Raw genomic sequence first — 24,467 nt, 5'->3', positions numbered from 1 at the left:
TCAGACCTGGGTCAGGATCTCCGCGCCGGATTCGGTGACCACCAGGGTGTGCTCGAACTGCGCGGTCCACTTCTTGTCCTTGGTCGCGACGGTCCAGTCGTCGTCCCAGATCTCGTAGTCCAGGCTGCCGAGGTTGATCATCGGCTCGATGGTGAACGTCATCCCCGGCTCGAGAACCGTCTCGACCGCGGGCTGGTCGTAGTGCAGCACCACCAGCCCGTTGTGGAACGTGGTCCCGATCCCGTGCCCGGTGAAATCCCGAACCACGTTGTAGCCGAACCGGTTTGCGTACGCCTCGATGACCCGGCCGACGACCGAGAGCGCGCGGCCGGGCTTGACGGCCTTGATCGCGCGCAGGGTCGCCTCATGGGTGCGCTCGACCAGCAGCCGGTGCTCCTCGGAGACGTCACCGGCCAAAAAGGTCGCATTGGTGTCACCGTGCACCCCGTGGATGTACGCGGTCACGTCGATGTTGACGATGTCGCCGTCCTCGATCACGGTGGAGTCCGGGATGCCGTGGCAGATGATCTCGTTGAGCGACGTGCAGCAGGATTTCGGGAAGCCCTTGTAACCGAGCGTCGACGGGTAGGCGCCGTGGTCGACCATGTACTCGTGGGCGATCCGGTCCAGCGTGTCGGTGGTGACACCGGGGGCGACGGCCTTGCCGGCTTCGGCGAGCGCGCCGGCGGCGATCCGGCCCGCGATCCGCATCTTCTCGATGACCTCAGGCGTCTGCACCCACGGCTCGCTGCCCTCCTGCGCGGTGGGCCGACCGACGTATTCCGGACGGGCGATCGACTTGGGCACGGGCAGCATCGGTGAGACGGTGCCGGGCCGGAGAGCGGTCCGTACTGACATGCAGCAATGCTAGCGTTCCGCGGATGCAGGTCACCCCCGGTCATTTGTTCGCCCAGATGAACTTCCGCGACGTCGAGGACACCGACGAGCGCATGGTGATCGAGCTGGACAACCGGCCCGACCTGGTGAACCGGCGCGGCGCGTTGCAGGGCGGCCTGGTCGCGACGCTGATCGACATCGCGGCGGGGCGGTTGGCCGACCGCCACGTCGGGCCGGGACAGGATGTCACCACCGCCGATATGACAATCCACTACCTGGCCCCGGTCCTGGAGGGGCCCGCACGTGCCGAGGCCACCGTGGTGCGCGCGGGGCGGCGGATCTCGGTGATCGCGGTGGACGTGGTCGACGTGTCCCGGGACCGGCTCGCGGCGCGCGCGACGGTCAGTTTCGCGGTGCTCGACCCACGCTGACCGGCCCGGTCAGACCACCTGCAGCGCGCTGAGCGCCGTGCGCACCCGGCCCGGCAGCGAACCGCCGTGCACCAGCCAGTCATCGAGTGCGATCCGCACCGACGCCATGGTCAGCGCGCCCAGCAGCCGTGGGCGCGGGTCGTCGGTCTGCACGCCCGGGATCCTCGGGCTCACCAGCTCGGCGATGGCGGCTTCGTAGCGCAGATACAGCTGCAAGGTCCACGCGCTGAACACCGGCGAGGACCGGGTCAGCGTCGCGAGCTCACGCACCTGCTCGCTGACCGCCTCGTCGAACCCGTCTCCGAGGTCGTCGAACGCCGCGACGATCGCCGCACTCGCGGACAGGCTCTGCGGCTGCGCCGCCACCGCGGCCGTGATCGCGTCCAGCCAGTGCGTGGTCATCCCCTCGGCGACCGCATCCTCCTTGGCACTGAAGTACCGGAAGAACGTCGCCCGGCCGACCTCGGCGGCGGCGGCGATCTGATCGACGGTCGCCCCGCCCAGGCCGTGATCGGCCACCGCCTGGGCCGCCGCCGCGGCGATGCGGGCCTTGGTGGCCCGTTGTTTACGGGCCGTCAGCGATTCCGGCAAATCCCCCCCTGAGACTGCGTCCATGGTGAGACTATGTCTCACCATGGACGCGAAAGGCAATGGATGGGCGCCCGCCGGCCTGGAGGCGTGGCAACTGGTCCAGCAGATGCTCGCCGATCTCACCAAGACGGTGATCGAGGATTCGATCAACGAACGCGAACTCCTCGAGGGGCTCACCGTGGTCGCCAAGGCCACCGCCCTGTGCACCGAGATCTCGGTCGAGGCGGACCCGGAGAATCCCCGGTTCTCCGACATGTGCACCGACAACCGCCTCATCGGCGGCTCCAATCCCGACGGCCGCTATCTGCTGGCGATGATCCGCGGTGACCGCACCTACCGGGTCACCGGCCACCGCGGCGACAGCGCCTATCTCGGGTTCCAGGTGCTCGCCGGCACCGGCCTGACCCCGCGACGCATGGCGGCCTACCTCGGCGATCGCGAACTACGCTGCTACAGCGGCACTTTCAGCTTCATCCTGTCGGCGGTCGAACCCACGCCCGAAGTGCTGGGCACCTCGCAATGGGTGCAGATTCCCGAAGACGCGTCCGCGATCGTGGTGCGCGAGTACATCGCCGACGCCGACAGCGAACTGGCGGCGATGATGACCATCGAATGCCTCGACAGCGCGCGGCTGCAGCCGCTCTCGGATGACGCGGTGGCACAGGCGTTCACCGCGATGGCATGGTCGATCGTGAAGCTCGCCACGCTGCACCGCACCATCAAGCCCGAACTACTCGAGGCGCCCAACGTCCTGGTCACCGCGCAGTCCGCCGAGATCGGCGGCGACGTGAGCACGCCGGACAACCTCTACATGATCGGGTCGTTCAAGCTCGACCCCGACGAGTCACTGGTGCTGGAGTTCACCCCGCCGGACACCCGCTACTGGAACGTCACGCTGGAGAGCGTGTGGCACGAATGTCTGGAACCGCGGCGGCGGCGCAGCTCGGTGACCAACAAGGGGGTGCGTCCGGAGCCGACCGGTCGCGTCCGGATCGCGATCGGAGCCAACGACTTCGGGCACGGCCATTGGCTGGACACCGGTGGCAGGCAGCGCGGGTTCGTCGTCGTGCGCTGGTTGGACAACCCCGAACCGCCCGCCCTGCACTGCGAGGTGGTCCGCGGGAGCGCGGATTGACCGCCGACCGGTTCCGCCCGGACCTGCTGGTCGAGCAGGCCTGCCAGAGCACCGGACTGGACGACTTCGGCGAGGACACCACGTGGCGCGAGGGCCTGGACCGGTTGTGCCACGGTCTCGTTCACGACGCCCGCCTCAACGGGATCGGCGTCGAGATCGCCGCGCTGGACATCACCCGCGCGATGACCAACCGGCTGCGCATCGTCGACTGGCGCAGGCAGCACCCCGAGATCGGCACCGCCGCGCTCCCCCGGCCGATCTTCATCGTCGGCCAGCCCCGCACCGGCACCACCATCCTGTTCGACCTGCTGGCCCAGGACCCGGCGCTGCGCCCGCCGTTGACGTGGGAGGTCGACGAGCCGCTGCCGGTGCCCCGGCCCGAGACCTACACCACCGATCCGCGAATCGCCCAGACCCAGGCGAACATCGAGGCCTCCGAGCTGATCGTGCCCGGGCTGCTGGTGCACCATCCGATGGGCGCGCTGGTCGGGCAGGAATGCGTGCGGATCTTCTCCGGCCAGTTCTGCTCGATGATCTTCCCGACCCAGTACCGGCTTCCCGACTACTATCGCTGGTTGCTCTACGACGCCGACCACGGCCCGGCGTACCGCTATCACCGGATGTTCCTGCAGCACCTGCAGTCGGGCGTCGGCGGCGCGTCCTGTCAATGGCTGCTGAAATCGCCTGCGCACCTTTGGCAGCTCGACGCGCTGATCGCCGAGTACCCGGATGCGCTGATCGTGCAGACCCACCGGGATCCGCTGAACGTGATCTCGTCGATCAGCGCATTGATCCACCATCTGCGCCGGCTGGCCTCCGACGAGTCCTCGATCGCCGACTGCGCCGCGCAGTCCCACGAGCAGATCGCCGTCGGGCTGCAGAAGGCGATGGCGCTGCGCGACTCCGGTGCGCTGGACCCGGATCAGGTGGCGGATGTGCATTTCGATGACTTCATGCGCGATCCGTTCGACACGATCCGCACGTTGTACGCCCGCCTGGGCCGCGAGCTGGAGCCGCTCGCCGAGCAACGGATGCGGGAGTTCCTGGCCGCCCACCCGGGCGATCACGGCGGCGATCGGTACCGCTGGTCGGACACCGGTCTGGATGCCGCCGAGGTCCGCGAGCAGGTGCGCGGCTACCAGCAGCGCTACGGCGTGCCCGACGAACCGCTCAGGTAGTCGGCCGGAACGGATTCGGCCGCCACGAGCGGCGCGGGCCCCGGATGTCGACCGAGCCGCACACCACCTTGCCGGTCAGGATCACGTGCGGATTGCCCTCGGCCGGAGCGTCTTTGCGGTGGTCGTGGGCGCTGCCGACGTTGACCTCGACATCGTCGATGGACGCGCTGGCCCCGTCGGGCAGGCGCAGTTCCAGCCCGCCGAACCTCATGTCCAGCTCGATGACCACGATGGGGCCGGCGAAGCGGGCCCGAGTCAGGTCCAGATCGACCGAGCCCATTCGCCGGTGCAGCGCCAGCCGCGACGGCACCGTCCACTCCCCTTGCCGCTTCAGCGATCCCAGCACGCCCCGCAGTTCGACACGGTCGGCGGCGGAGGTCACGATCGCGCCGGGACCGGGCAGATCGCCGACCAGCAGGTCCAGTTCGGAGCGCTGCCGCGCGGCCGACACCAGTGCTGAGCGCTCCTCGAACTCTCCGATGTCGATCAGGCCGAGCGCGACCGCGTTGTGCAGGCGGCGCAGCGTGCCGTTGCGGTCGGCATCGGAGATCCGCATCTCGGCCGGTTCGACGGATCGCCCGTGGTTGATGTCGGTCATGGCAGTTCCACGGTACCCCGGCAGGGACCGCCGCCCGGACGGCGATCAGGTGTGATGTCAGCTAAGCCTGGTAGTCGGGAGGCAGCGCGTCGAGCATGCCCTTGAGCATGCGCACCGCGTACTCCGAACTTCCGCCGCCGACGATCAGCGCCGAGAACGCCATGTCGCCGCGATACCCGGTGAACCACGAGTGCGAACCGCCGGCGAATTCGGCCTCACCGGTCTTGCCGCGCACGTCGCCGGCCCCCTGCAGATCCTTCGCGGTGCCGTTGGTGACCACCAGCCGCATCATCGGCCGCAGCCCGTCCACCACACTCTGCGGGATCGGTTGCCGCTCACCGTCGATCGTCGTCTCGCGACCCTGGATCAGCTGCGGCACCGGGGTCTGCCCGGCCGACACCGTGGCGGCGGCCAACGCCATCCCGAACGGGCTGGCCAGCACCTTGCCCTGGCCGAACCCGTCCTCGGTGCGCTCGGTCAGGTTGACCGTCGGCGGCACATCGCCGGTGACCGTGGGCAGCCCGGGGATCACGAAGTCGGCGCCGAGGCCGTACTGCGAGGCGGCCTGGGTCAGCCCGCGCGGCGGCATCCGGCTGGCCAGTTCGGCGAAGGTGGTGTTGCAGGAACTGGCGAACGCCCGGGACATCGGGACGGTGCCGAGGTCGAACCCGCCGTAGTTCGGCACCGTGCGGTGACCGATGTCCATCGTGCCGGGGCAGCCCAGAAGTGTGTTGGGCGTGGCCATCTGGCGTTCGATCGCCGCACCGGCCGTCACGATCTTGAACGTCGACCCGGGCGGGTAGAGGCCCATCGTGGCCACCGGACCCTCACGGTCGGCGGCCGTGTTCTGCGCGACCGCCAGGACCTCGCCGGTGGACGGCTTGATCACGACGATCATCGCCTGCTTGTCGGTGACGTCGACGGCGTTCTGCGCCGCGGTCTGCACCGAACGGTCCAGCGTGATGCCCACCGACGGCGCCGGGGTACCGGGCACCTCGTTGAGCACGTCGACGTCGACGCCGTTCTGGTTGACCGTGACCACCCGCCAGCCCGGCTCCCCGTCCAGATCCTCGGCGACGGTCTTCTTCACCTCGTTGATCACCGCGGGGGCGAACCCCGGGTCGGTCGGCACCATCTCCGGATGCGGGGTGATCACCACCCCGGGCAGATCGCGCACCGCGGCGGCGACGGCGTCGTGGTCGGCCTTGTTCAGGGTCACCAGGCCCAGCGGCCTCTTGCTGGAGCTGGCCAGCTCCGCCAGCCGCTGCGGCTCCAGTGTGTTGTCGAACCGGTGCAGGGCGCCGGCCAGCGTGCGGGCGGTGGACATCAGGTCGACGCCGGCGGCGCGCGCGTCCAGTGCGAAGTGGTACTTGTAGCCCGGGACCAGCACGTTGGTGCCGGTCCGTTCGTGCACGGACGCACGCGGCGGCGAATCGGCCCGCAGCGCGAAGGTCTGGTTCTCCCCCAACCGCGGATGCAGACCGGTGGCGTTCCAGCGCACCTCCCAGCGTCCCTCGTCACGCACCATGTTGAGCCGGCCGTCGTAGGTCCAGGTGCGGTCCTTGGGCAGGTGCCAGGTGTAGCGGAAGGCGATGCTGCCGATGTCCTCGGCGTACTTGGAGCTCAGGATCTGCGCGTCGAGACCCTTGGCCTGCAGACCGGCCCACGCCTCGTTGAGGTCGGCCCGGGCTTCCTCGGGGCGGTCGGCCAGGCGCGCGGCCGCTTCGGTGTCACCGGTGGCCAGGGCCGCGAAGAATTCCTCGGCGACCGGCTCCGGACCGTTGGGTCGCGGCGTGCACCCCGCGACCGGGGCGACAAGGGCGACCGCGGCGACCAACGCCGCGATGCGTGTTACGGATGTGAGCAGTGATGCCATTGGGACTGATGTTAAGAAGTCACGATCCGGTTTCGGTGCAGGCGCACCGTGATCACGCCGACCTGTTCTCCAGAATCTGTGTCAGGAGCCGGCGGCCGGGGCCCGCACCACCAGTGGCACCGCGGGGAAGTACGCGGCCATCTCCGAGCGTGAGGCCCGCAGCGCCGCCGTGCCGTAGCCCTGCTTGCGGTGGTCCGGGTGGATCCAGATCCGCACGTCGACCTCGCCACCGGCCAGTTCGCCGAACACCATGCCGACCTTGGTCGCGCCGACCTCGGCGACCAGCCACGCGGCCTCCTCGGCCGCCATCCGCGTGACCGCACTGCGGATCTCGTCACCGAGATCGCCTGCGGGCGCGGCGGTCCCGTCTCCGGCCGAGCGCACGTCGGCGGTACGGGCGGCGAAGACGTCGCGGTCGTCCTCGGCGGAGAACGGCCGCAGCATCAGGTGCCGAGCCGAACCGGGGGTCGGCTCGGGCTGGGAGAACGTCGGCACCTTGCTGTTGAGGTTCTCCAGCTCGGCGGCGATCCGGCGCCGGGACACCTTGGTGAGCCGGTCGAAAGACAGCCGCAGCACCGCCTCTGCGGCCTCCGGCGATGCGTCGAGAAGGTCGGCGATCGCCTCGATCGCGGCGTCGTAGTCGTCGGAGTCCACTACCGCGTCGAGCACCTCGTGCCGCCGTTCCAGCGCGCGGACCAGGGCGTCTGCGATCGCGCGGCGATCCGCTTCCTGCTCGGTCATATCGAGAGCGTAGGCCGTGCCGAGGTCAGTCGAGCAGTACGGTCGCAAACGATGCGATCTCGGCGAATCCGATGCGCGCGTAGGTCGCCCGCGCCACGATGTTGAAGCTGTTGACGTACAGGCTGGCGATGCGCCCGCCGGCGACGACGGACGCCGCGACCGCAGCGGTTCCGGCGGTGCCGAGCCCACAGCCCCGCCGGTCGGGATGCACCCACACACCCTGGATCTGGCCGACGGCGGGCGACTGGGAACCCACCTCGGCCTTGAACACCACCTCACCGCGTTCGAAGCGGGCCCAGGCGCGGCCCGCGGCGATCAGCCCGGCGACCCGGCGCCGGTAACCGCGGCCGCCGTCCCCGACACGGGGGTCGATGCCGACCTCACCGATGAACATGTCGACGGCCGCGACGAGGTACGCGTCGAGTTCCTCCATCCGCACCTGCCGCACCGCCGGGTCCGTGGCGCACACCGGCGCGGTGTTCAGCGCCATCAGTGGCTGATGGGCGCGCACGTCGCGGGCGGGACCCCAGACCGGCTCCAGGCGCTGCCACATCGGCAGCACCAGCTCGGCCCGGCCGACCAGCGATGAGCACCGCCGGGCACTGCTCATCGCCTTGTCGGCGAACGCGTTCAGGTCACCGGGGCCGCCGCGCAGCGGGATCAGGTTCGCCCCGGCGAAACACAGGGATTCGTTGGCACGCCTGCGGGTCCACAGCTCGCCGCCGATCGCCGACGGTTCGATGCCGTGTTCGGCCACGCGGGCGGCCACCATGCAGGAGGCGACCGGGTCGTCGTCGAGGACCTGCCGGACGGCGTGGACGTCACGCACCACCGACACTCTTCGCTCGTCTACGAGCCGGAAAAGCGGAGGAGCCGACATCTGAGTTCTTTCTGCGACTGACCCGATGGGGACCCCACCCCCGGGGTCACGTCTCAGCTTACGGTCACAACTGGTGAACCGGAGGCTTCATCCGAACCTCGCGTCGTTTCCATTTCGGAGGCGAGCCGCATCGCCTCTTCGATCAAGGTCTCCACGATGAGCGCTTCGGGCACGGTCTTGATGACCTCACCCTTGACGAAGATCTGCCCCTTGCCGTTCCCGGAGGCCACCCCGAGGTCGGCTTCACGCGCCTCGCCGGGTCCGTTGACGACACAACCCATCACCGCGACGCGCAGCGGCACCTCCATGCCCTCCAGGCCGGCGGTCACCTCGTTGGCGAGGGTGTACACGTCGACCTGGGCGCGCCCGCACGACGGGCAGGACACGATCTCCAGGCCCCGGGGCCGCAGGTTCAGCGACTCCAGGATCTGGTTGCCCACCTTGACCTCTTCGGCGGGCGGCGCCGACAGCGACACCCGGATGGTGTCGCCGATGCCCTTGGACAGCAGTGCGCCGAACGCGACGGCGGACTTGATGGTGCCCTGGAACGCCGGGCCGGCCTCGGTCACGCCGAGGTGCAGCGGGTAGTCGCACTGGGCGGCCAGCTGCTCGTAGGCGGCGACCATGATCACCGGATCGTTGTGCTTGACGCTGATCTTGATGTCGCCGAAGCCGTGCTCCTCGAACAGCGACGCCTCCCACAGCGCCGACTCCACCAGCGCCTCCGGGGTGGCCTTGCCGTACTTCTGCATGATCCGCTTGTCCAGCGAGCCGGCGTTGACGCCGATGCGGATCGGAATGCCCGCCTCACCGGCGGCCTTGGCGACCTCGCCGACCCGGCCGTCGAACTCCTTGATGTTGCCCGGGTTGACCCGGACCGCGGCACAGCCGGCGTCGATCGCGGCGAAGATGTACTTCGGCTGGAAGTGGATGTCGGCGATCACCGGGATCTTCGACTTCTTCGCGATGATCGGCAGCGCGTCGGCGTCCTCCTGACGCGGGCACGCCACCCGGACGATGTCGCATCCGGACGCGGTCAGCTCGGCGATCTGCTGCAGGGTCGCGTTGATGTCGTGGGTCTTGGTGGTGCACATCGACTGCACGGCGATCGGATGGTCGCTGCCGATGCCGACGTCGCGGACCATCAGCTGGCGCGTCTTTCGGCGCGGCGCCAACACGGGGGGCGGCGGCGCAGGAGGACCCGGCATGCCAAGGCCAACAGAACTCATCAGAAGTCTCCTACTGGAACAACGTGATCGGGTTGATCACGTCTGCTGTCACGGTCAGCAAGGTGAAGCCCACCATCACGATGATCACGACATACGTGAGGGGCATCAGCTTGAGGTAGTTCACCGGGGCGGCGGCCACCTTGCCGCGGGCTTCCCGGATCTTGTTGCGGGCCTTCTCGTACAGCGCGATCGAGATGTGACCGCCGTCGAGCGGCAGCAGCGGGATCAGGTTGATGCCGCCGAGCACGAAGTTCAGCTGCGCGAGGAAGAACCAGAACGCGACCCACACGCCGTGCTCGACGGTCTCGCCGCCGATGCGCGAGGCCCCGACGACGCTCAGCGGCGTCTCCGGGTCGCGTTCGCCGCCGGTGATCGACTCCACCAGCGCCCCGATCTTCGTCGGGATCTTGACGATGGCCTTGCCGAGCTCGACGCCGAGATCCTTGGTGAACACCAGGGTCCCGGGGACGGCGGTGAGCGCGTTGTACTGCGTGGGCCCGAACTGGGCGGCCGTCACGCCGATGCTGCCGACGTCCGCGGGCACCGCGGGACCGCCGTCGGCGCCCGCGACGAAGCGCTGGCTCGGGGTGACGTTCACGGTGGTGGTGAACTCACGGGACTGGCCGTTCTCCTCGCGCTGCACCGTCAACTCGGTCGGGCCACTCTGCTTGCGCACGGCCTCGACCAGCGCGTCGAACGTCGCAACCTCGGTGTCGCCCACCTTGGTGATCACGTCACCGGCCTGGATACCGGCCGCGGCGGCCGGGCTGTTGGCGATGCAGTCGCCCAATTCCCCTTGCGCCACTTCCGATTTGACGCACGACGTCTCGCCGACCACGGCGGTCGTCGGCGCCGTGATGTTCGGCAGGCCCCAGGTGACCGCGATGCCGTAGATCAGCACCAAGCCGATGATGAAGTTCATCGCCGGGCCGGCGAACAGCACCGCGACGCGCTTCCAGGTCTTCTGCTTGTACATCGCGTACGGCCGGTCGGCGGGGTCGAGTTCCTCGACCGCGGTCATCCCGGCGATATCGCAGAAACCACCGAGGGGCACGGCCTTGATGCCGTATTCGGTGTCGCCGAGTTTGTTGGGCCGCCGGGTCGACCACAGCGTCGGGCCGAACCCGACGAAGTAGCGGCGCACCTTCATCCCTGTGGCGCGCGCCACCCACATGTGGCCGCATTCGTGCAGCGCCACAGACACCAGAATGGCGAGCGCGAACAGCGTCACGCCAAGCACGTACATCATCGTGGCGGCCAGTCCTAACTTCTACTACCTGCGGATTCCCGCTCGACCGCGCTCCGCGCCCGGTCACGGGCCCAGTCCTGTGCGTCGAGCACCTCATCCACGGTAGCTGGTTCGGCCCGCCATTGGTCGGCAGCGCGCAGCACCTCGGCAACCGTGCGCACGATTGCCGGGAACCGGATCCGGCCCTGCAGGAACGCCTCGGCGGCCTCCTCGTTGGCGGCGTTGTACACCGCGGTCATGGCGCCCCCGGCCCGGCCGGCGTCCCGGGCCAGGGTCACCGCCGGGAACACCTCGTCGTCCAGCGGTTCGAAATCCCAGCGTGAGGCGGTGCTGAAGTCGCAGGCCAGGGCCGCTCCGGCGACCCGTGCCGGCCAGCCCAGCGCCAGCGCGATGGGCAGCTTCATATCGGGCGGACTGGCCTGGGCCAGCGTCGAGCCGTCGGTGAAGGTGACCATCGAGTGCACGATCGACTGCGGGTGCACCACCACGTCGATGCGGTCGTAGTCGATCCCGAAGAGCAGGTGCGTCTCGATCAGCTCCAGGCCCTTGTTGACCAGCGACGCCGAGTTCAGCGTGTTCATCGGACCCATCGACCACGTGGGGTGCGCGCCGGCCTGTTCCGGGGTGACGTCCTCGAGCTGTTCGGCGGTCCAGCCGCGGAACGGTCCGCCCGAGGCGGTGAGCACGAGCCTGGCGACCTCGTCGGCGGTGCCGCCGCGCAGGCACTGCGCCAGCGCCGAGTGTTCGGAGTCCACCGGCACGATCTGGCCCGGGGCGGCGGCCTTCTGCACCAGCGGGCCGCCGGCCACCAACGACTCCTTGTTCGCCAGGGCCAGCCGGGCGCCGGTGGCCAGCGCGGCCAGCGTCGGCTTCAGACCGAGCGCGCCGACGAGGCCGTTGAGCACGACGTCGACCCCGGTCGTCTCGGCGGTGGCCTCCACCAGGCGGGTGACCGCGTCCGGACCCGAGTAGGTGACGTCGCCGATCGCCGCCGCGGCGGCCTCGTCGGCGACGGCGAGATTCGACACCCCGGTCTCGGCGCGCTGGCGGGCCAGCAGGTCACGGTTCCCGCCGCCCGCGGCGAGGCCGACGATCTCGAAACGGTCGGGGTTGGCCGCGATCACCTCCAGCGCCTGGGTGCCGATGGACCCGGTGGAGCCCAGGATCAGGACCCGCAGTCTTTCGCTCACCGACCCATTGTGCCGCCCCCGGCGGATGTGACGTGAATGTGACACCACGGCCTTCGACCCATCCGGCGCGGCGACGGCTCGGAATCACCGGTGTGCCAACTCCAGAGCCGGGCAACGGTGTCCGGCTCGAGAACGAGATGGGATCGAAAGGGATGAGGAAATGATGACAACTCGACGGAAGACAGCCGCGGTCGCGGGAATCGCCGCGGTGGCCATCTTCGGTGCCGCGTGCTCCAGCGAAGAAGCCGGGAACACCGCCTCGTCGGCCACGAGCTCGGCGGCCTCGGCGATGGAATCGGCCACCAGCGAGATGACCACGTCCTCGGGTGCCCCGGCGGCCGACCCCGCGTCCGGCCTCATCGGCACCGGGTGTGCGGCCTACGCCGAGCAGGTCCCCGAAGGCCCGGGTTCGGTGGCGGGGATGTCGGCCGATCCGGTCACGGTGGCCGCGTCCAACAACCCGATGCTGACCACGCTGACCCAGGCGCTGTCCGGCCAGCTCAACCCGGACGTGAACCTCGTCGAGACGCTCGACGGCGACCAGTTCACCGTGTTCGCGCCGACCGACGACGCGTTCGCCAAGCTCGACCCGGCCACGATCGAGACCCTCAAAACCGATTCGGCGCTGCTCACCAACATCCTGACCTACCACGTCGTCCCGGGCCAGGCCGCTCCCGACGCCGTCGCCGGCGAGCACACCACGGTGCAGGGCGCGCCCCTGACCGTGACCGGCGCCGGAAACGACCTGATGGTCAACAACGCCGGACTGGTGTGCGGGGGCGTCAAGACCGCCAACGCCACCGTCTACATGATCGACACCGTCCTGATGCCCCCCGCCACCAATTGATCACTGCTGGAAAGGATTCCACTCACATGATGTTTTCGAAGATCTCACTGGCCGGTGCGGGCATGGCCGTCGCGGCGGCCGCCGGCCTGTCGTTCGGCACGGCGGCGACGGCCTCGGCCGCTCCCGTCGGACCCGGCTGCGCGGCCTATGTCCAGCAGGTGCCCGACGGCCCGGGTTCGGTGGCGGGCATGGCGACCTCACCGGTCACGGTGGCCGCGTCCAACAACCCGCTGCTGACCACGCTGACCCAGGCGGTGTCCGGTCAGCTGAACCCGGACGTGAACCTCGTCGAGACGCTCGACGGCGGCCAGTTCACCGTGTTCGCGCCGACCGACGAGGCGTTCGCCAAGCTCGACCCGGCGACGATCGAAGCCCTGAAGACCGATTCGGCGCTGCTCACCAAGATCCTGACCTACCACGTAGTCCCGGGCCAGGCCGCTCCCGACGCCGTCGTCGGTGAGCACACCACGGTGGAGGGCGCACCTGTCACGGTCACCGGCGGCGGGGACCATCTGATGGTCAACGACGCGTCGGTGGTGTGCGGGGGCGTACAGACCGCGAACGCGACGGTCTACCTGATCGACACCGTGCTGCTTCCCCCCGCGCGGTGACGGCGGCCTTCCCGCCCGGCTCAGTGCGAGCCGGGCGGGAAGTGCTCGATCCAGTGCCGGGCGATGTCGACGCGGCGCGCGATCCACACGTCCTCGTGCGACTGCACATGGTCGAGGAAGCGTTCCAGCGCCGCGGTGCGCGCCGGCCGGCCGGCCAGACGGCAGTGCAGCCCGACCGACAACATCTTCGGCGCGCCGTCGAGTCCCTCGGCGTAGAGCACGTCGAACGCATCGCGAAGATGCGCGAAGAACTGCTCACCGCTGGGGAATCCGCCCGGGCTCGCGAACCGCATGTCGTTGGTGTCCAGCGTGTAGGGCACGACCAGGTGGTCGGTGCCGGCGACCCGGGTCCAGTAGGGCAGGTCGTCGGCGTAGGAGTCCGAGTCGTAGAGGAACCCGCCGTGTTCGACCACCAGTTGCCGGGTCTGCGGCGAATCCCGTCCGGTATACCAGCCCAACGGCGCCGACCCGGTCAGCCCGGTGATCAGCGCGACGGCCTCGGCCAGGTGCGCCCGTTCGACCTCCGGTTCGACGAGTTGATAACTGATCCAACGCAATCCGTGACAGGCGATCTCGTCACCGCGCCGCCGGAACGCCGCGACGGCCTCCGGGTTGCGGGCGAGCGCCATCGCGACACCGAAGATCGTCAGCGGCAGACCGCGGCGGTCGAACGCGCGCAGCACCCGCCACAACCCGGCCCGCGACCCGTATTCGTACTGCGATTCCATGCTCATGTGCCGGTTGGGGAACGCCTGGGCGCCAACGATTTCGGAGAGGAAGGTCTCCGAGGACGGGTCGCCGTGCAGGACGCTGTTCTCGGCGCCCTCCTCGTAGTTCAGGACGAACTGCACCGCGATCCTGGCGCCGCCCGGCCAGCACGGGTCGGGGGGATTACGGCCGTAGCCGACCATGTCCCGCGGGTAGTGGTCGGCCGGCCGATCGGTCATCGGAGCATTGTGGCAGTTCAACGGTGGACTTTCGCGACGACGGTTTCGGCGCGGTATCGACGATGACCCTTTCGTCAGAATCCGCCGGCCGTAGTTTCTCCGGCGGTGATCGTGGGCAGCTTCATGGCATGCCCTCGGTGCTGTGGTTCCGCCGCGATCTGCGGCTCGCCGACCTGCCCGCGCTGCTCGCGGCCGCCGACGAGGACGGCGACGTGCTGGCCTGCTACGTGCTCGACCCACGGCTGGAGGCGTCGGCGGGGGCACGGCGGCTGCAGTACCTCTACGACGCGCTGCGCGACCTGCGCGACGGTCTGGACGGGCGCCTGCTGGTGACCCGGGGAGATCCCAGGACACGGATTCCCGAGGTGGTCAGGTCGGTGGGGGCGGCGTCGGTGCACGTGTCAGAAGACTTCACGCCGTTCGGGATGCGCCGTGACGAGCAGGTGCGCGACGCGCTCGGCGACGGCGTCGAATGGGTGGCGACGGGATCGCCCTACCTGGTGTCACCGGGGCGGGTCACCAAGAGCGACGGCACCCCGTACAAGGTGTTCACGCCGTTCTTCGACGCGTGGCGGCGGCACGGATGGCGCTCCCCCGCCGAATCGGGCCGCGACTCGGCGCGCTGGATCGATCCCGCCGACGTGTCCGGCGTCGCCTCGGTGGGCGACATCCCCGACGCCGGCGAGACGCTCGATCTGCCTGCCGGCGAGCAGGCGGCGCGTACGCAGTGGCGCGAGTTCGTCGAGGACGGTCTGGCCGGATACGCCGACGACCGCAACCGGCCCGACCTCGCCGCCACCAGCAGGATGTCGGCGCACCTGAAGTTCGGCGCCATCCATCCGCGCACCCTGGCCGTCGACCTGGGCCGGGGCAAGGGCGGGCAGGCCTACCTGCGCGAGTTGGCGTTCCGTGATTTCTACGCCTCGGCGGTGACCCACTGGCCGCGCAGCACGTGGTGGAACTTCAACACCGCGTTCGACGCGATCGAGCTCGACGACGGCCCGGACGCGCAGGCGGCGTTCGAGGCGTGGAAGGCCGGCCGCACCGGCTACCCGATCGTCGACGCCGGGATGCGTCAGCTGCGCGAATCCGGGTTCGTGCACAACCGGGTGCGGATGATCGTCGCGTCGTTCCTGGTCAAGGATCTGCACCTGCCGTGGCAGTGGGGCGCGCGCTGGTTCCTCGATCAGCTGGTCGACGGCGATATGGCCAACAACCAGCACGGCTGGCAGTGGGCGGCCGGGTCCGGCACCGACGCGGCGCCGTACTTCCGGGTGTTCAACCCGACCACACAGGGCAAGAAGTTCGACCCGTCCGGGGTGTACGTGAAGCGCTGGGTGCCCGAACTGGCCGACGTCGCCGACGTGCACAACCTCGACGCCGACCGGCCGAAGGACTATCCGCAACCGATCGTGGACCACGGCCAGGAACGTGAAGAAGCGCTGCGCCGGTACAACGCCATTCGAGGCTGAGCCTGAAGGAACGGCCTACTTCAGCGTCTGACCGGCGTCCACCGGCAGGGCGACCCCGGTCAGGTACCGGCCGGTCGGTCCGCACAGATAGACCATCGCGTCACTGACGTCGCGTGGTTCCATCATCGGCAGCTGCAGCAGCGCCTGCTGCGCCAGGCTGAACGACGGGTGCGCACCTGCCCACTCGGCCATCGCCTCGTTGAGCACCATCTGGGTGGCCACCCCGCCCGGGTGCACGGAGTTGACCCGGATGTTCTTCTCGGCCAGCGAGCGCGCGAAGTGCCGCATCAACCCGATCACGCCGTGCTTGGCCGCGGTGTACCCGGCGGCGCCGTGGTTCATGGTGCCGAACTCGGTGCTGACCGAGGTGAAGCCGGCCGCGGAGCTGGTGATCACGATCGCGCCGCCGTCGGGGTTGCGCAGCAGGGCGGGCAGCGCGGCGTCGACGGTGAAGTACACGCCGTTGAGCATCACGGCGATCGCGTCGGTGAACGCGGTGATGTCGTGGCCCTGCGGTCCGGCCGCGGGCAGGATGCCGGCGTTGGCGAGGACGTAGTCGAGGCGGCCGAACTGCTCGACACCGTCGGCCACCACCTCGGTCAGCCGCTCGCGGTCGCGGACGTCGGCCTGCGCGGCGACGATGCGGCGCCCGGTCTTCTCCACCAGCCGCGCGGTCTCCTCGAGGTCCTCCGGCGTGGCCATCGGGTAGGCGACCGAATCCAGCTGGGCGCAGATGTCGACGGCGATGACATCGGCACCTTCTTCGGCGAAGCGGACCGCGTGCGCCCGACCCTGGCCCCGGGCGGCGCCGGTGACCAGCACGACCTTGCCGTCGAAGACCCCGGGGGAAGACTCAGCCGTCATGAGCGGTCAGCCTACTGGCCGTAAACCCCGGCTCTACGGCGGCGCGTAGTAGAGCTGTGTCAGAATGTCGGCCAGGAACACGCACGACCATCGAAGACCCTGAGGAGCCAGCTGTGGCAAGCACCGAGGTGGAACGACACACCGGCGTCGACGTCGAAGACGTGCCGTCCGCCCAATGGGGCTGGTCGTCGGGCAGTGTGCGGGGCTACCAGATCGGCGGCGTGCTGGCCGCGGCGTTCCTGCTCGTGATGATGCACGGCAACCACACGGGCCGGGTCGAGGACCTGTTCCTGATCGGGTTCGCCCTGTTCGTGCTCGGGTTCGTCGCGCGCAGCGTCTACACCACGCGCAACCCCGACACCCGCTAACGTCCCGCGACCGGGAGCAGGTCGGCGCCGTCGAGTGGGTACCACAGTGCGGCGCTGACGAAGGTCTCGACGGTCGCCTCCGGCCCCGGCTGCCCGATCGCGCGCAGCGCTCCTGCCTTGAAAGCCCGCGCGGCAGCGCTGGCGCGGTGCCAGACGCGCTCGAACCTGTCGTCGGTCCCGACCCCGGAGACATCGCCCCATACGGTGATCTCGGTACGTCCCGCTTCGAGGAGCCGGTGCAGCTCGCGACGCATCCGGGCGTCCCGCCGCACCAGTTGCCCGTCGACGGCGACCGCCGCGCACGAACGGCGCACCAGATCGGGCGCGGATTCACTCGGCGTGACCGCTTCGCAGCGCACCCCGAGGATCGTCAGTGGCCGGACGTCGGCCTCCGCCGGCACCAGCACGGTGACCTGCCAGCCCGCCCGCACCCGGTCACACAGCCAGCCACCGGCCGCCGCCACCACGGCGCCGACGTCGTCGGCGACCACGGTGAGGTCGTAGGCGTGCAGGGTCTCCCCCGACGACCGGACACCCGAACCCTTGTTTTCGGACGACTCGAGGTCGTCCACCTCAAACATCGTCATCGCGTCACCCTTCGGCGCGCGTCACGGCGCGCTGCAGACAGCGTGACATTTATGAACTGATCTGTAAAGTATCGAATCGATCTCGACGGAGCGCCGCTACGCGAAACCGAGTTCCGCATAAGCGGTTCCGCGTCTACAGCGCCGGTGCGGGGGGCATCGCCGTCTCGACGGGTGTCAAATCTTCGGGCAGCCCGGCGGCCTTCCGGATCTCGCGGAACGAGGCGACCAACGCGTCGGTCGCCTCGTGCGGATCCTTCAACGTCCGGTCGTCGGTGAGCACCGAGATGGAGAGCTGGTCGACGTAGCTCCACACGGTGATGTTCATGCCGCTGCCCGCCACGATCGGGCCCACCGAGTAGATCTCGTCGATCACGGCCCCCTCCATCCGCCCCCGCTCGCGCGGGCCGGGAACGTTGGAGATCGTCAGGTTCATGACCATCGCCGACTCCACCCGGCGGCCCTGCATCCGGAAGATCCGCGGGGTGGTGGCCGGCGGCAGATAGGTCAGCCACTTCGGGAGCAGGGTCGGACCGAGCAGGTTGTGATTCTCCTTGGCGATCGCCGTCGACGTCGCGGTGAGCTTGACCCGTTCCAGCGGGTCTTCGATGTGCACCGGCAAAGACGGTGTCATGTAGGTGAATTCGTTGCCGACCAGCCGATCGGGCGAAGGATTGAAACTCACCGGCACGCCAGCGATCAACGGGTAGCTGGCATGTCCGTCATAGGTCATCTGCAACGCGCGCAGCGCACCGGCCGCGGTGGCCAGGACCAGGTCGTTGAGGGTGACGCCGAGATGGCGGGCCGTCTCCTTGACGTCGGCCAGCGCGAGCGGCGCGGTCGCGAAGCGGCGCCCCGGTGTCACGACGTGGTTGATGAACGTCGGCGGCGGCGCGAAGTTCTTGGCCAGGTCCGGGTTGCGCCCACGCTCCTTGGCCTTCCTGCGCACCCGCGTCACCGACCTCGCGGTCTCGTTCATCAACGACGGCAGCCGGCGCAGCTGACGGCTGTGGTCGCGCGCCGCGCCCTTGAGCAGGTTGGCGGGCGCGGTCGAGTCGGCGCGGACCGTCGCGAGCGCACCGCCGATCTCCGGTTCGTTCGGCTGGATCGTCATCGCGAGCTGGTTGGCCGACGCCATCCCGTCGGCGAGTACGTGGTGCACCTTATGGATCACGGCAATTTTATTGCCCGCCAATCCTTCTGCGATGTACATCTCCCACAGCGGGCGGTTGCGGTCCAGCGGGGCGCTGGCGATCTCGCCGATCAACTGGTCGAGCTCACGCCGCCCACCCGGGGCCGGCACCTGCGCCCGGCGGATGTGGTAGTCGACGTCGATCTCGGCGTTCTGCACCCACATCGGGTGGTGGAACTTCAGCGGGATGTCGACCAGCTGGTATCGCAGCGGAGCCAGGGCGTGCAGCCTGGGCAGTGCGGCACGGCGGAACAGCTCGAAGCTGTAGCCCTCGATGTTCGACACATCGAGCACCCCGATCTTGAGGGTGTGCATGTGGATCTCGGGGGTCTCGCTGTAGAGCATCATCGCGTCCACGCCGTTGAGCCGTCGCACGCCCACCCCCTGTTCCACCGGTGCAACTGATACTCCTTGTTAGCAGAAACCGCGCGGTTGAGCATCACAGCGATACCCGTCAATGACATTTCGCGAACAATTTGTCAGCATGGTCGCGATGACTCCGACGAAAGCCGTTGACCCGGGGACTCTTCGATGAGCCTGGTGGCCGGCCGCGGCCCGCTCAGCGGCGACCGGGCCGGGCGGTTCAGCCCGCAGGTCACCGGCGATCTGGTCTACATCGAGCCGCACCCGAGACGGGTGCGGGCGGTGCGCGACGGCCGCACGGTGATCGACACCGAGGCGGTGATGATGGTGCACCGCCGCGGGGCACCGTTGAGCTACGCGTTCGTCGCGACCGACGTCGGCGATCTGCCCACCACCCCGGTGCCCGAGGCACCCGAGTTCGTCACCGTGCCGTGGACGGCGGCGGACACCTGGTTCGAGGAAGGACGCCGGCTCGTGCACTATCCCCCTAACCCGTATCACCGGGTGGATTGCAGGCCCACCAGCCGCAAGCTCTGCGTACGCGCCGCCGACGTCACGCTGGTCGACACCGCCGACACCACGATCCTGTTCGAGACGGCGTTGCCTCCGCGGTTGTACGTGCACCCGTCGGCGGTGCGCACCGACGTGCTGCGGCGCTCGGACACGTCGTCGTACTGCAACTACAAGGGCTACGCGACGTACTGGCACGTCCAGCTCGACGGCACCGTCGTCGAGGACGCGGCCTGGAGCTACGACGACCCGCTGCCCGAGAGCACCCCGATCGGCGGCTTTCTCAGCTTCGACGAGACGAAGCTGACGGTGCGGGCGGAACTTCCGTGACCCGCTGGTATGCCCTGGACGAGGCCGACGCCGGGTTCCTGGACACCGCGCCGCACGTGTTCCGCTACGAGATGCATTACGACGCAACGCCGGAACAGGTGTGGGAGTCGCTGCAGTCCGACGAGTCGCTGGCCGCCTGGGGTAACACGATCGGGTCGCTGACCTGGACGTCGCCGCGGCCGTTCGGCGTCGGCACCACCCGCGAGGTCGGCACGGGTCCGATCCGGGTGCGCGAACGGTTCTTCCGCTGGGACGAGGGTTCGGGCTACTCGTTCTGGGTCTACGAGGCCAACGCCGGGCTGTTCCGGCGGTTCGCCGAGGACTACCGGGTCGAACCCGAAGGCGACGGGACGCGGTTCACCTGGGTGATCGCGCTGGAACCCGCCCGCGCGCTGCGGCTGCCGTTCAAGGTGCTCGCACCGCTGGTGAAGGCCGGCTTCGGACGGCCCGCGGCCGACGGACAGAAGTACTTCGCCACCCGATAGGGTCGGCACCTGATGACAGGTGTCAAGTCGAGCTGGATCGCGCAGCTTCTCCGGTATGAACGTCGCGGCGACACGTTCGTGACCCACCCACGCCAGGTCGCCCCCGGGCAGCGGCTGTTCGGCGGGCTGATCGCCGCCCAGTCGCTGGCCGCCGCGGGCGCCACCGTCGACCCCGGCAAGCTGCCGCAGTCGCTGCACCTGTACTTCGTCCGCGGCGGCCGCTACGACGTCGACGTGGAACTGCACGTCGAACGCACCCGGGACGGGCGGTCCTTCGACACCCGCCGGGTCACCGCCGTGCAGCACGACGCGGTGATCATGGAGATGATCGCGTCGTTCCACGTGCCCGAGCCGGGCGCCGACGAGTATCCGCCGCACCGGCCGACTGTCGAGTTCGACGACACCGCGATCCGGGAACCCGATCTCGAGTTCGCCGATCGCTTCGAGCTGCGCACCCGGCCCGACGACGACCGGCCGTTCGCGATCCCGCCGTTCTGGATCCGCGCCCGCGGCGAGGTCGAGGACGATCCGCTGCTGCGGGCGTGCACGCTGGCGTTCATGTCCGACATCGGTCCGGTGCCCGTCGCGCACCCGAGAGGTGTGCCGCTGCGGCCCGGGGCCGGCCAGGCGGCGAGCCTGGACCATTCGGTGTGGTTCCACCGCCCGTTCGTGCCACACGAGTGGAACTGCTACGAGGTGCACCCGCTCAACGTCGGTGACTCCCGCGGCCTGGTGCACGGCTCGCTGTATGACCGCGCCGGCGCGCTGATCGCGACAACCACCCAGGAAGCGTTGTGGCGGGTGTAGGTTCGGGCTCGTGTCGACGCTGACCAACCGCCAGATCCTGTTACGCCGCCGACCGAACGGACTGGTCGCCCCCGACGACACCGAACTCGTCGAGGCGCCCGCGCCCGAACCCGCCGAGGGTGAGGCGTTGGTGCGCACCACCTACGTCGGCATCGACGCCGCCGCCCGCACGTGGCTCGACGACCAGCCGAGCTACCTGCCGCCGGTCGGACTCGGTGAGGTCATCCGTGCCGCCGGGATCGGCGAGGTCGTCGAATCCCGCTGTGACGCTTACGCCGTCGGTGACGTCGTGACGACGCTGACCGGTTTTCAGGAGTACACGCTGGTGCGTGACGACCTGTTCACCACCCCGGTGCCGGGCCCCGGCGACCAGGTGGACCAGCTCGCGGTGATGTCGATCTACGGGCCGACCGGCGCGACAGCGTATTTCGGGATGATGGGGATCGGACGGCCGCAACCCGGTGAGACGGTGGTGGTGTCGGCGGCGGCGGGCGCGACGGGGTCGGTGGCCGGACAGATCGCCAAGATCGCCGGCGCGCGGGTGGTCGGCATCGCCGGAGGTCCACACAAGTGCCGAGCGGTGGTGGAGGACTTCGGGTTCGACGCGTGTATCGACTATCGCAACGACGACGTGCCCGCCGCGTTGAAACGGCTCTGCCCGCAGGGGGCGAACGTCTACTTCGACAACGTCGGCGGCCCCATCCTCGACGCGGTGCTGGGACGGTTGGCCCACAAGGCCCGAGTGGTGTTGTGCGGGGTGATCTCCAGCTACCTGACCGGCGAGCACCCCGGGCCCGCGAACTACGTGAACCTGCTGGCCAAGACCGCGACGATGCAGGGGTTCAACGCGCTCGACGAGTGGGGCCGCTTCGACGAGGCGTTCGCCGCGCTGCGCGAATGGGAGGACAAGGGGTTGCTGACGCACCGCGAGCACATCTACACGGGCATCGAGTCGTGTGTCGATGCGCTCAACGGTCTGTTCACCGGCGCCAACATCGGTAAGACCTTGGTCAGGCTCTGATCACCGTTTCACCGAAGCTCTCGATCGCCTCCACCGTGTGCGCGAGGCTGTCGCCGGGCACGGTGACCTGAATCCAGGTCACCCCGGCGCGTTCGAGTTCGTCGACCCCGGAGGCGAATTCGTCGGCGTTGAAGTCGTCGGTACCCGGGGTTCCTCCGACGCCGTTGGTGAAGGTGATGTCGATGTCGGCGGGGTCGCGTCCGGCCTCGTCGAGCCGGCGGCGGAGATCGTCGATGCCCTTGACGAGGTGTTCGGTGGTTTCCAGCGCGGCGGTTCGCGCCGTCTGCGCCAGCAGCGCGGGTGCGCGGAACGGGCACCAGCCCTGTCCGTACTTGGCCACCCTGGCGCGCGCCGCGGCGGTGTTGCCGCCGACCCAGATCGGCGGATGCGGTGTACTCACCGGCTTGGGGTGCGCGGTGATCCCGCTGGCGCTGAAGTGCTTACCGTCGTAGCTGAGGTTGTCGGTGGTCCAGATCTCCCGGATCACGTGCAGGGCCTCCTCGAAGAGGTCGGCGCGCTCGTCGAAATCGACCCCGAGCGCGGTGAATTCGCGCTTCAGATAGCCGACCCCGACCGCGAGGGTGAACCGGCCGTCGGAGATCAGGTCCAGCGTCGCACCGGCTTTGGCGACGACGAACGGGTTGCGGTACGGCAGCACGACGATGTTCGGGATCAACCGCAGCGTCGTGGTGTGCGCGGCCGCGAATCCCATTGCGACGAACGGGTCGAGCGCATCGTGCCCGCCTGCTTCCAGCCACCTCTGTGTCGGCGCCGGATGGTCGGTGAAGCCGAAGCCGTCGAATCCGGCCTTCTCCGCGGCCACGGCCACCCGCGCGATCCCCGCGCCGGTGACCAGCTCGGGATTGTAGGGATGGCTGTGCATCGGGTGGGTGATCGCGAACCGCAAGGCCGCCTCCTTAGAATTACCTTCTCCAGTTCCGAGAATGTCGTTACCATGCAGGCGGCGGAAAGTACAGCGGCGGGAGTGAAGATGAGCAAGCCGGAGATCGGCGTCTACCTGCCCCAGATGGGATTCTCGTTCGCCGACGTCCTCCACCGTGCGCGGCGCTGCGAGGAGCTCGGGATCGATTCGCTGTGGCTCTACGACCACCTGTACGGACCCGGGATGCCGGAGTATCCGTCGATGGAGGCGTGGACGCTGGCCACCGCGCTGCTGAGCCGCACCGAGCGGTTGCGCGTCGGACACATGGTGCTGTGCAACCAGTTCCGGCATCCCGTCACGCTGGCGAAGATGGCGACGACGCTGGACCAGATCTCCGGGGGCCGGCTGACGCTGGGGATCGGCAGCGGATCGATCGAGGACGAGCACCGCCGCGCCGGACTGCCGTGGGGGACGTTCGGACAGCGCTCGGCGCTGCTGGGCGAGACGCTGCAGATCTTGCGGCAGGCGTTCATCTCGGAGCGCATCGACTTCGCGGGTGAGCACTTCACGGTGACGGACTTCCTCGTCAAGCCGGGTCCGGTACAGAAGCCCGGCCCGCCGATCGTGGTCGGCGGGGTCGGCGAGAAGTTCACGCTGCCGTTGGTGGCCCGCTACGCGGACGTGTGGAACGTACCGACGTACGCGTTGGATCAGATCGAGCCCAAAATCGCCGCGCTGCGGTCGATCTGCTCCGAGATCGGCCGGGATCCGGACAGCATCGTGCTGTCGATCGAGGCGGTGATGGCGCTGGCCCCGGATGCCTCGTCATTGCCCGACGTACGGGGGCTCGCGGAAAAGCGGTTCGGCGGGCCGGGTTTCGGACTGCACGACACGGGGTTGATCGGGACGGCCGATCAGATCGTCGATCGGCTCGGGAAGCTTGCGGAGATGGGCTTTGGGCAGATCGTGCTGTTCACCCACGATCGCTGTTCCGATCAGACGCTGGAACTGCTGGCCGCGGACGTGGTACCGCAACTCTGACTTGGCTTCTGGGCTCTTGACGGCGCGCACTCAACGCGAGTTATCCACAAAGCCGAGTTGATCCCCAGCCGGGGTTTTCGGGCTCTGACTTGTCACCTCCCGCCGGTAGACTCGCACACATGTTCGAAGTGTCGGTGGTGGAGCCGGAGGGCCTTGGCGGGCTCTCCGATGCCGACCTGATCGATGCGGCCCGGGCGGCGAGCCGGG

General features: G+C 69.1%; 26 protein-coding genes. 12 read left to right on the top strand and 14 right to left on the bottom strand.

Features of this window, described 5'->3' with window-relative positions:
- A complete protein-coding gene (map, locus tag BST38_RS22325; protein ID WP_083145672.1) occupies window positions 1-858 on the bottom strand; it encodes a type I methionyl aminopeptidase in 858 nt (285 codons plus the stop codon).
- Window positions 859-881: 23 nt separating this feature from the next.
- Here map and BST38_RS22320 point away from each other — a divergent pair, with 23 nt between their 5' ends.
- On the top strand, window positions 882-1,268 hold the full coding sequence (locus tag BST38_RS22320; protein WP_083145671.1) for a PaaI family thioesterase: 387 nt from the start codon (window positions 882-884) through the stop codon (window positions 1,266-1,268).
- Window positions 1,269-1,277: 9 nt separating this feature from the next.
- Here the strand turns inward: BST38_RS22320 and BST38_RS22315 are convergent, their stop codons facing one another.
- Window positions 1,278-1,883 (bottom strand): TetR family transcriptional regulator, encoded by a 606-nt coding sequence (locus tag BST38_RS22315; RefSeq protein WP_083145670.1) that lies wholly within the window; start codon window positions 1,881-1,883, stop codon window positions 1,278-1,280.
- 19 nt (window positions 1,884-1,902) lie between these two features.
- On the opposite strand from BST38_RS22315, the gene BST38_RS22310 reads away from it, so the two are divergent.
- Entirely contained in the window at window positions 1,903-2,994 is a 1,092-nt protein-coding gene (locus BST38_RS22310; RefSeq protein WP_083145669.1) for a DUF1214 domain-containing protein, read from the top strand.
- On the top strand, window positions 2,991-4,172 hold the full coding sequence (locus tag BST38_RS22305) for a sulfotransferase family protein (protein WP_083145668.1): 1,182 nt from the start codon (window positions 2,991-2,993) through the stop codon (window positions 4,170-4,172). Before BST38_RS22310 ends, BST38_RS22305 begins: the two co-directional genes overlap by 4 nt.
- Here the strand turns inward: BST38_RS22305 and BST38_RS22300 are convergent.
- The 7 genes from BST38_RS22300 to dxr form a co-directional block, all read right to left on the bottom strand.
- Window positions 4,165-4,770 carry a DUF1707 SHOCT-like domain-containing protein gene (locus BST38_RS22300; RefSeq protein WP_083145667.1) on the bottom strand — a complete coding sequence of 202 codons (606 nt, stop codon included), beginning with the start codon at window positions 4,768-4,770 and terminating at the stop codon, window positions 4,165-4,167. The genes BST38_RS22305 and BST38_RS22300 overlap by 8 nt on opposite strands.
- 61 nt (window positions 4,771-4,831) lie before the next feature.
- Complete coding sequence (locus BST38_RS22295) at window positions 4,832-6,646, bottom strand: penicillin-binding transpeptidase domain-containing protein (RefSeq protein ID WP_083145666.1); 1,815 nt, start codon at window positions 6,644-6,646, stop codon at window positions 4,832-4,834.
- Between the two features lie 81 nt (window positions 6,647-6,727).
- Complete coding sequence (locus BST38_RS22290; protein WP_083145665.1) at window positions 6,728-7,387, bottom strand: GNAT family N-acetyltransferase; 660 nt, start codon at window positions 7,385-7,387, stop codon at window positions 6,728-6,730.
- A 25-nt stretch (window positions 7,388-7,412) separates the two neighbouring features.
- Window positions 7,413-8,267, bottom strand: coding sequence for a GNAT family N-acetyltransferase (locus BST38_RS22285; RefSeq protein ID WP_083145664.1), 855 nt, complete (start codon window positions 8,265-8,267; stop codon window positions 7,413-7,415).
- A gap of 53 nt (window positions 8,268-8,320) precedes the next feature.
- Window positions 8,321-9,496 carry a flavodoxin-dependent (E)-4-hydroxy-3-methylbut-2-enyl-diphosphate synthase gene (gene ispG, locus BST38_RS22280; RefSeq protein WP_083145663.1) on the bottom strand — a complete coding sequence of 392 codons (1,176 nt, stop codon included), beginning with the start codon at window positions 9,494-9,496 and terminating at the stop codon, window positions 8,321-8,323.
- Window positions 9,497-9,506: 10 nt separating this feature from the next.
- Window positions 9,507-10,745, bottom strand: coding sequence for a M50 family metallopeptidase (locus BST38_RS22275; RefSeq protein WP_083145662.1), 1,239 nt, complete (start codon window positions 10,743-10,745; stop codon window positions 9,507-9,509).
- 14 nt (window positions 10,746-10,759) lie between these two features.
- Window positions 10,760-11,935: a 1-deoxy-D-xylulose-5-phosphate reductoisomerase gene (gene dxr, locus BST38_RS22270; RefSeq protein WP_083145661.1), complete on the bottom strand. Its 1,176-nt coding sequence runs from the start codon at window positions 11,933-11,935 to the stop codon at window positions 10,760-10,762.
- A 160-nt stretch (window positions 11,936-12,095) separates the two neighbouring features.
- Here dxr and BST38_RS22265 point away from each other — a divergent pair, with 160 nt between their 5' ends.
- Both BST38_RS22265 and BST38_RS22260 read left to right on the top strand, forming a co-directional pair.
- Window positions 12,096-12,782 (top strand): fasciclin domain-containing protein, encoded by a 687-nt coding sequence (locus BST38_RS22265; protein ID WP_083145660.1) that lies wholly within the window; start codon window positions 12,096-12,098, stop codon window positions 12,780-12,782.
- A gap of 26 nt (window positions 12,783-12,808) precedes the next feature.
- Entirely contained in the window at window positions 12,809-13,393 is a 585-nt protein-coding gene (locus tag BST38_RS22260; RefSeq protein ID WP_083145659.1) for a fasciclin domain-containing protein, read from the top strand.
- Between the two features lie 20 nt (window positions 13,394-13,413).
- Here the strand turns inward: BST38_RS22260 and puuE are convergent, their stop codons facing one another.
- Window positions 13,414-14,340, bottom strand: coding sequence for an allantoinase PuuE (puuE, locus tag BST38_RS22255; RefSeq protein WP_083145658.1), 927 nt, complete (start codon window positions 14,338-14,340; stop codon window positions 13,414-13,416).
- Between the two features lie 128 nt (window positions 14,341-14,468).
- Between puuE and BST38_RS22250 the strand changes: the two genes are divergently transcribed.
- Window positions 14,469-15,812 carry a cryptochrome/photolyase family protein gene (locus tag BST38_RS22250; protein ID WP_083145657.1) on the top strand — a complete coding sequence of 448 codons (1,344 nt, stop codon included), beginning with the start codon at window positions 14,469-14,471 and terminating at the stop codon, window positions 15,810-15,812.
- Between the two features lie 15 nt (window positions 15,813-15,827).
- Here BST38_RS22250 and BST38_RS22245 read toward each other — a convergent pair whose 3' ends face one another.
- Window positions 15,828-16,676, bottom strand: a complete 849-nt coding sequence (locus BST38_RS22245; RefSeq protein ID WP_083145656.1) for a mycofactocin-coupled SDR family oxidoreductase — start codon at window positions 16,674-16,676, stop codon at window positions 15,828-15,830.
- A 113-nt stretch (window positions 16,677-16,789) separates the two neighbouring features.
- On the opposite strand from BST38_RS22245, the gene BST38_RS22240 reads away from it, so the two are divergent.
- Window positions 16,790-17,044, top strand: coding sequence for a DUF2631 domain-containing protein (locus tag BST38_RS22240; RefSeq protein ID WP_083145655.1), 255 nt, complete (start codon window positions 16,790-16,792; stop codon window positions 17,042-17,044).
- On the opposite strand, the gene BST38_RS22235 is transcribed toward BST38_RS22240, so the two are convergent.
- Both BST38_RS22235 and BST38_RS22230 read right to left on the bottom strand, forming a co-directional pair.
- Window positions 17,041-17,631: a hypothetical protein gene (locus BST38_RS22235; RefSeq protein WP_083145654.1), complete on the bottom strand. Its 591-nt coding sequence runs from the start codon at window positions 17,629-17,631 to the stop codon at window positions 17,041-17,043. The genes BST38_RS22240 and BST38_RS22235 overlap by 4 nt on opposite strands.
- A gap of 133 nt (window positions 17,632-17,764) precedes the next feature.
- A complete protein-coding gene (locus tag BST38_RS22230) occupies window positions 17,765-19,195 on the bottom strand; it encodes a WS/DGAT/MGAT family O-acyltransferase (RefSeq protein ID WP_083145747.1) in 1,431 nt (476 codons plus the stop codon).
- Between the two features lie 156 nt (window positions 19,196-19,351).
- Here BST38_RS22230 and BST38_RS22225 point away from each other — a divergent pair, with 156 nt between their 5' ends.
- From BST38_RS22225 to BST38_RS22210, 4 genes are read left to right on the top strand one after another with little or no spacing between them, the layout of a single operon-like run.
- Window positions 19,352-20,023 (top strand): DUF427 domain-containing protein, encoded by a 672-nt coding sequence (locus tag BST38_RS22225; protein WP_083145653.1) that lies wholly within the window; start codon window positions 19,352-19,354, stop codon window positions 20,021-20,023.
- On the top strand, window positions 20,020-20,508 hold the full coding sequence (locus BST38_RS22220) for an SRPBCC family protein (protein ID WP_181792033.1): 489 nt from the start codon (window positions 20,020-20,022) through the stop codon (window positions 20,506-20,508). The genes BST38_RS22225 and BST38_RS22220 overlap by 4 nt, the downstream gene beginning before the upstream one ends.
- Before the next feature lie 12 nt (window positions 20,509-20,520).
- Window positions 20,521-21,315 carry an acyl-CoA thioesterase gene (locus BST38_RS22215; protein WP_083145652.1) on the top strand — a complete coding sequence of 265 codons (795 nt, stop codon included), beginning with the start codon at window positions 20,521-20,523 and terminating at the stop codon, window positions 21,313-21,315.
- 10 nt (window positions 21,316-21,325) lie between these two features.
- Window positions 21,326-22,336, top strand: coding sequence for an NADP-dependent oxidoreductase (locus tag BST38_RS22210; RefSeq protein WP_083145651.1), 1,011 nt, complete (start codon window positions 21,326-21,328; stop codon window positions 22,334-22,336).
- Here BST38_RS22210 and BST38_RS22205 read toward each other — a convergent pair.
- Entirely contained in the window at window positions 22,326-23,243 is a 918-nt protein-coding gene (locus tag BST38_RS22205; RefSeq protein ID WP_083145650.1) for an LLM class F420-dependent oxidoreductase, read from the bottom strand. The two genes, BST38_RS22210 and BST38_RS22205, sit on opposite strands and share 11 nt — an antisense overlap.
- Before the next feature lie 84 nt (window positions 23,244-23,327).
- Between BST38_RS22205 and BST38_RS22200 the strand changes: the two genes are divergently transcribed.
- Entirely contained in the window at window positions 23,328-24,260 is a 933-nt protein-coding gene (locus BST38_RS22200; protein WP_083145745.1) for an LLM class flavin-dependent oxidoreductase, read from the top strand.
- Window positions 24,261-24,467: the final 207 nt, after the last annotated feature.

It is taken from the genome of Mycolicibacterium parafortuitum, assembly GCF_002086815.1.
In the GTDB taxonomy this organism is placed as follows: domain Bacteria; phylum Actinomycetota; class Actinomycetes; order Mycobacteriales; family Mycobacteriaceae; genus Mycobacterium; species Mycobacterium parafortuitum.
Note: the sequence above shows the minus strand (reverse complement) of the source record. Positions and strands in the feature narration are given on the sequence as shown.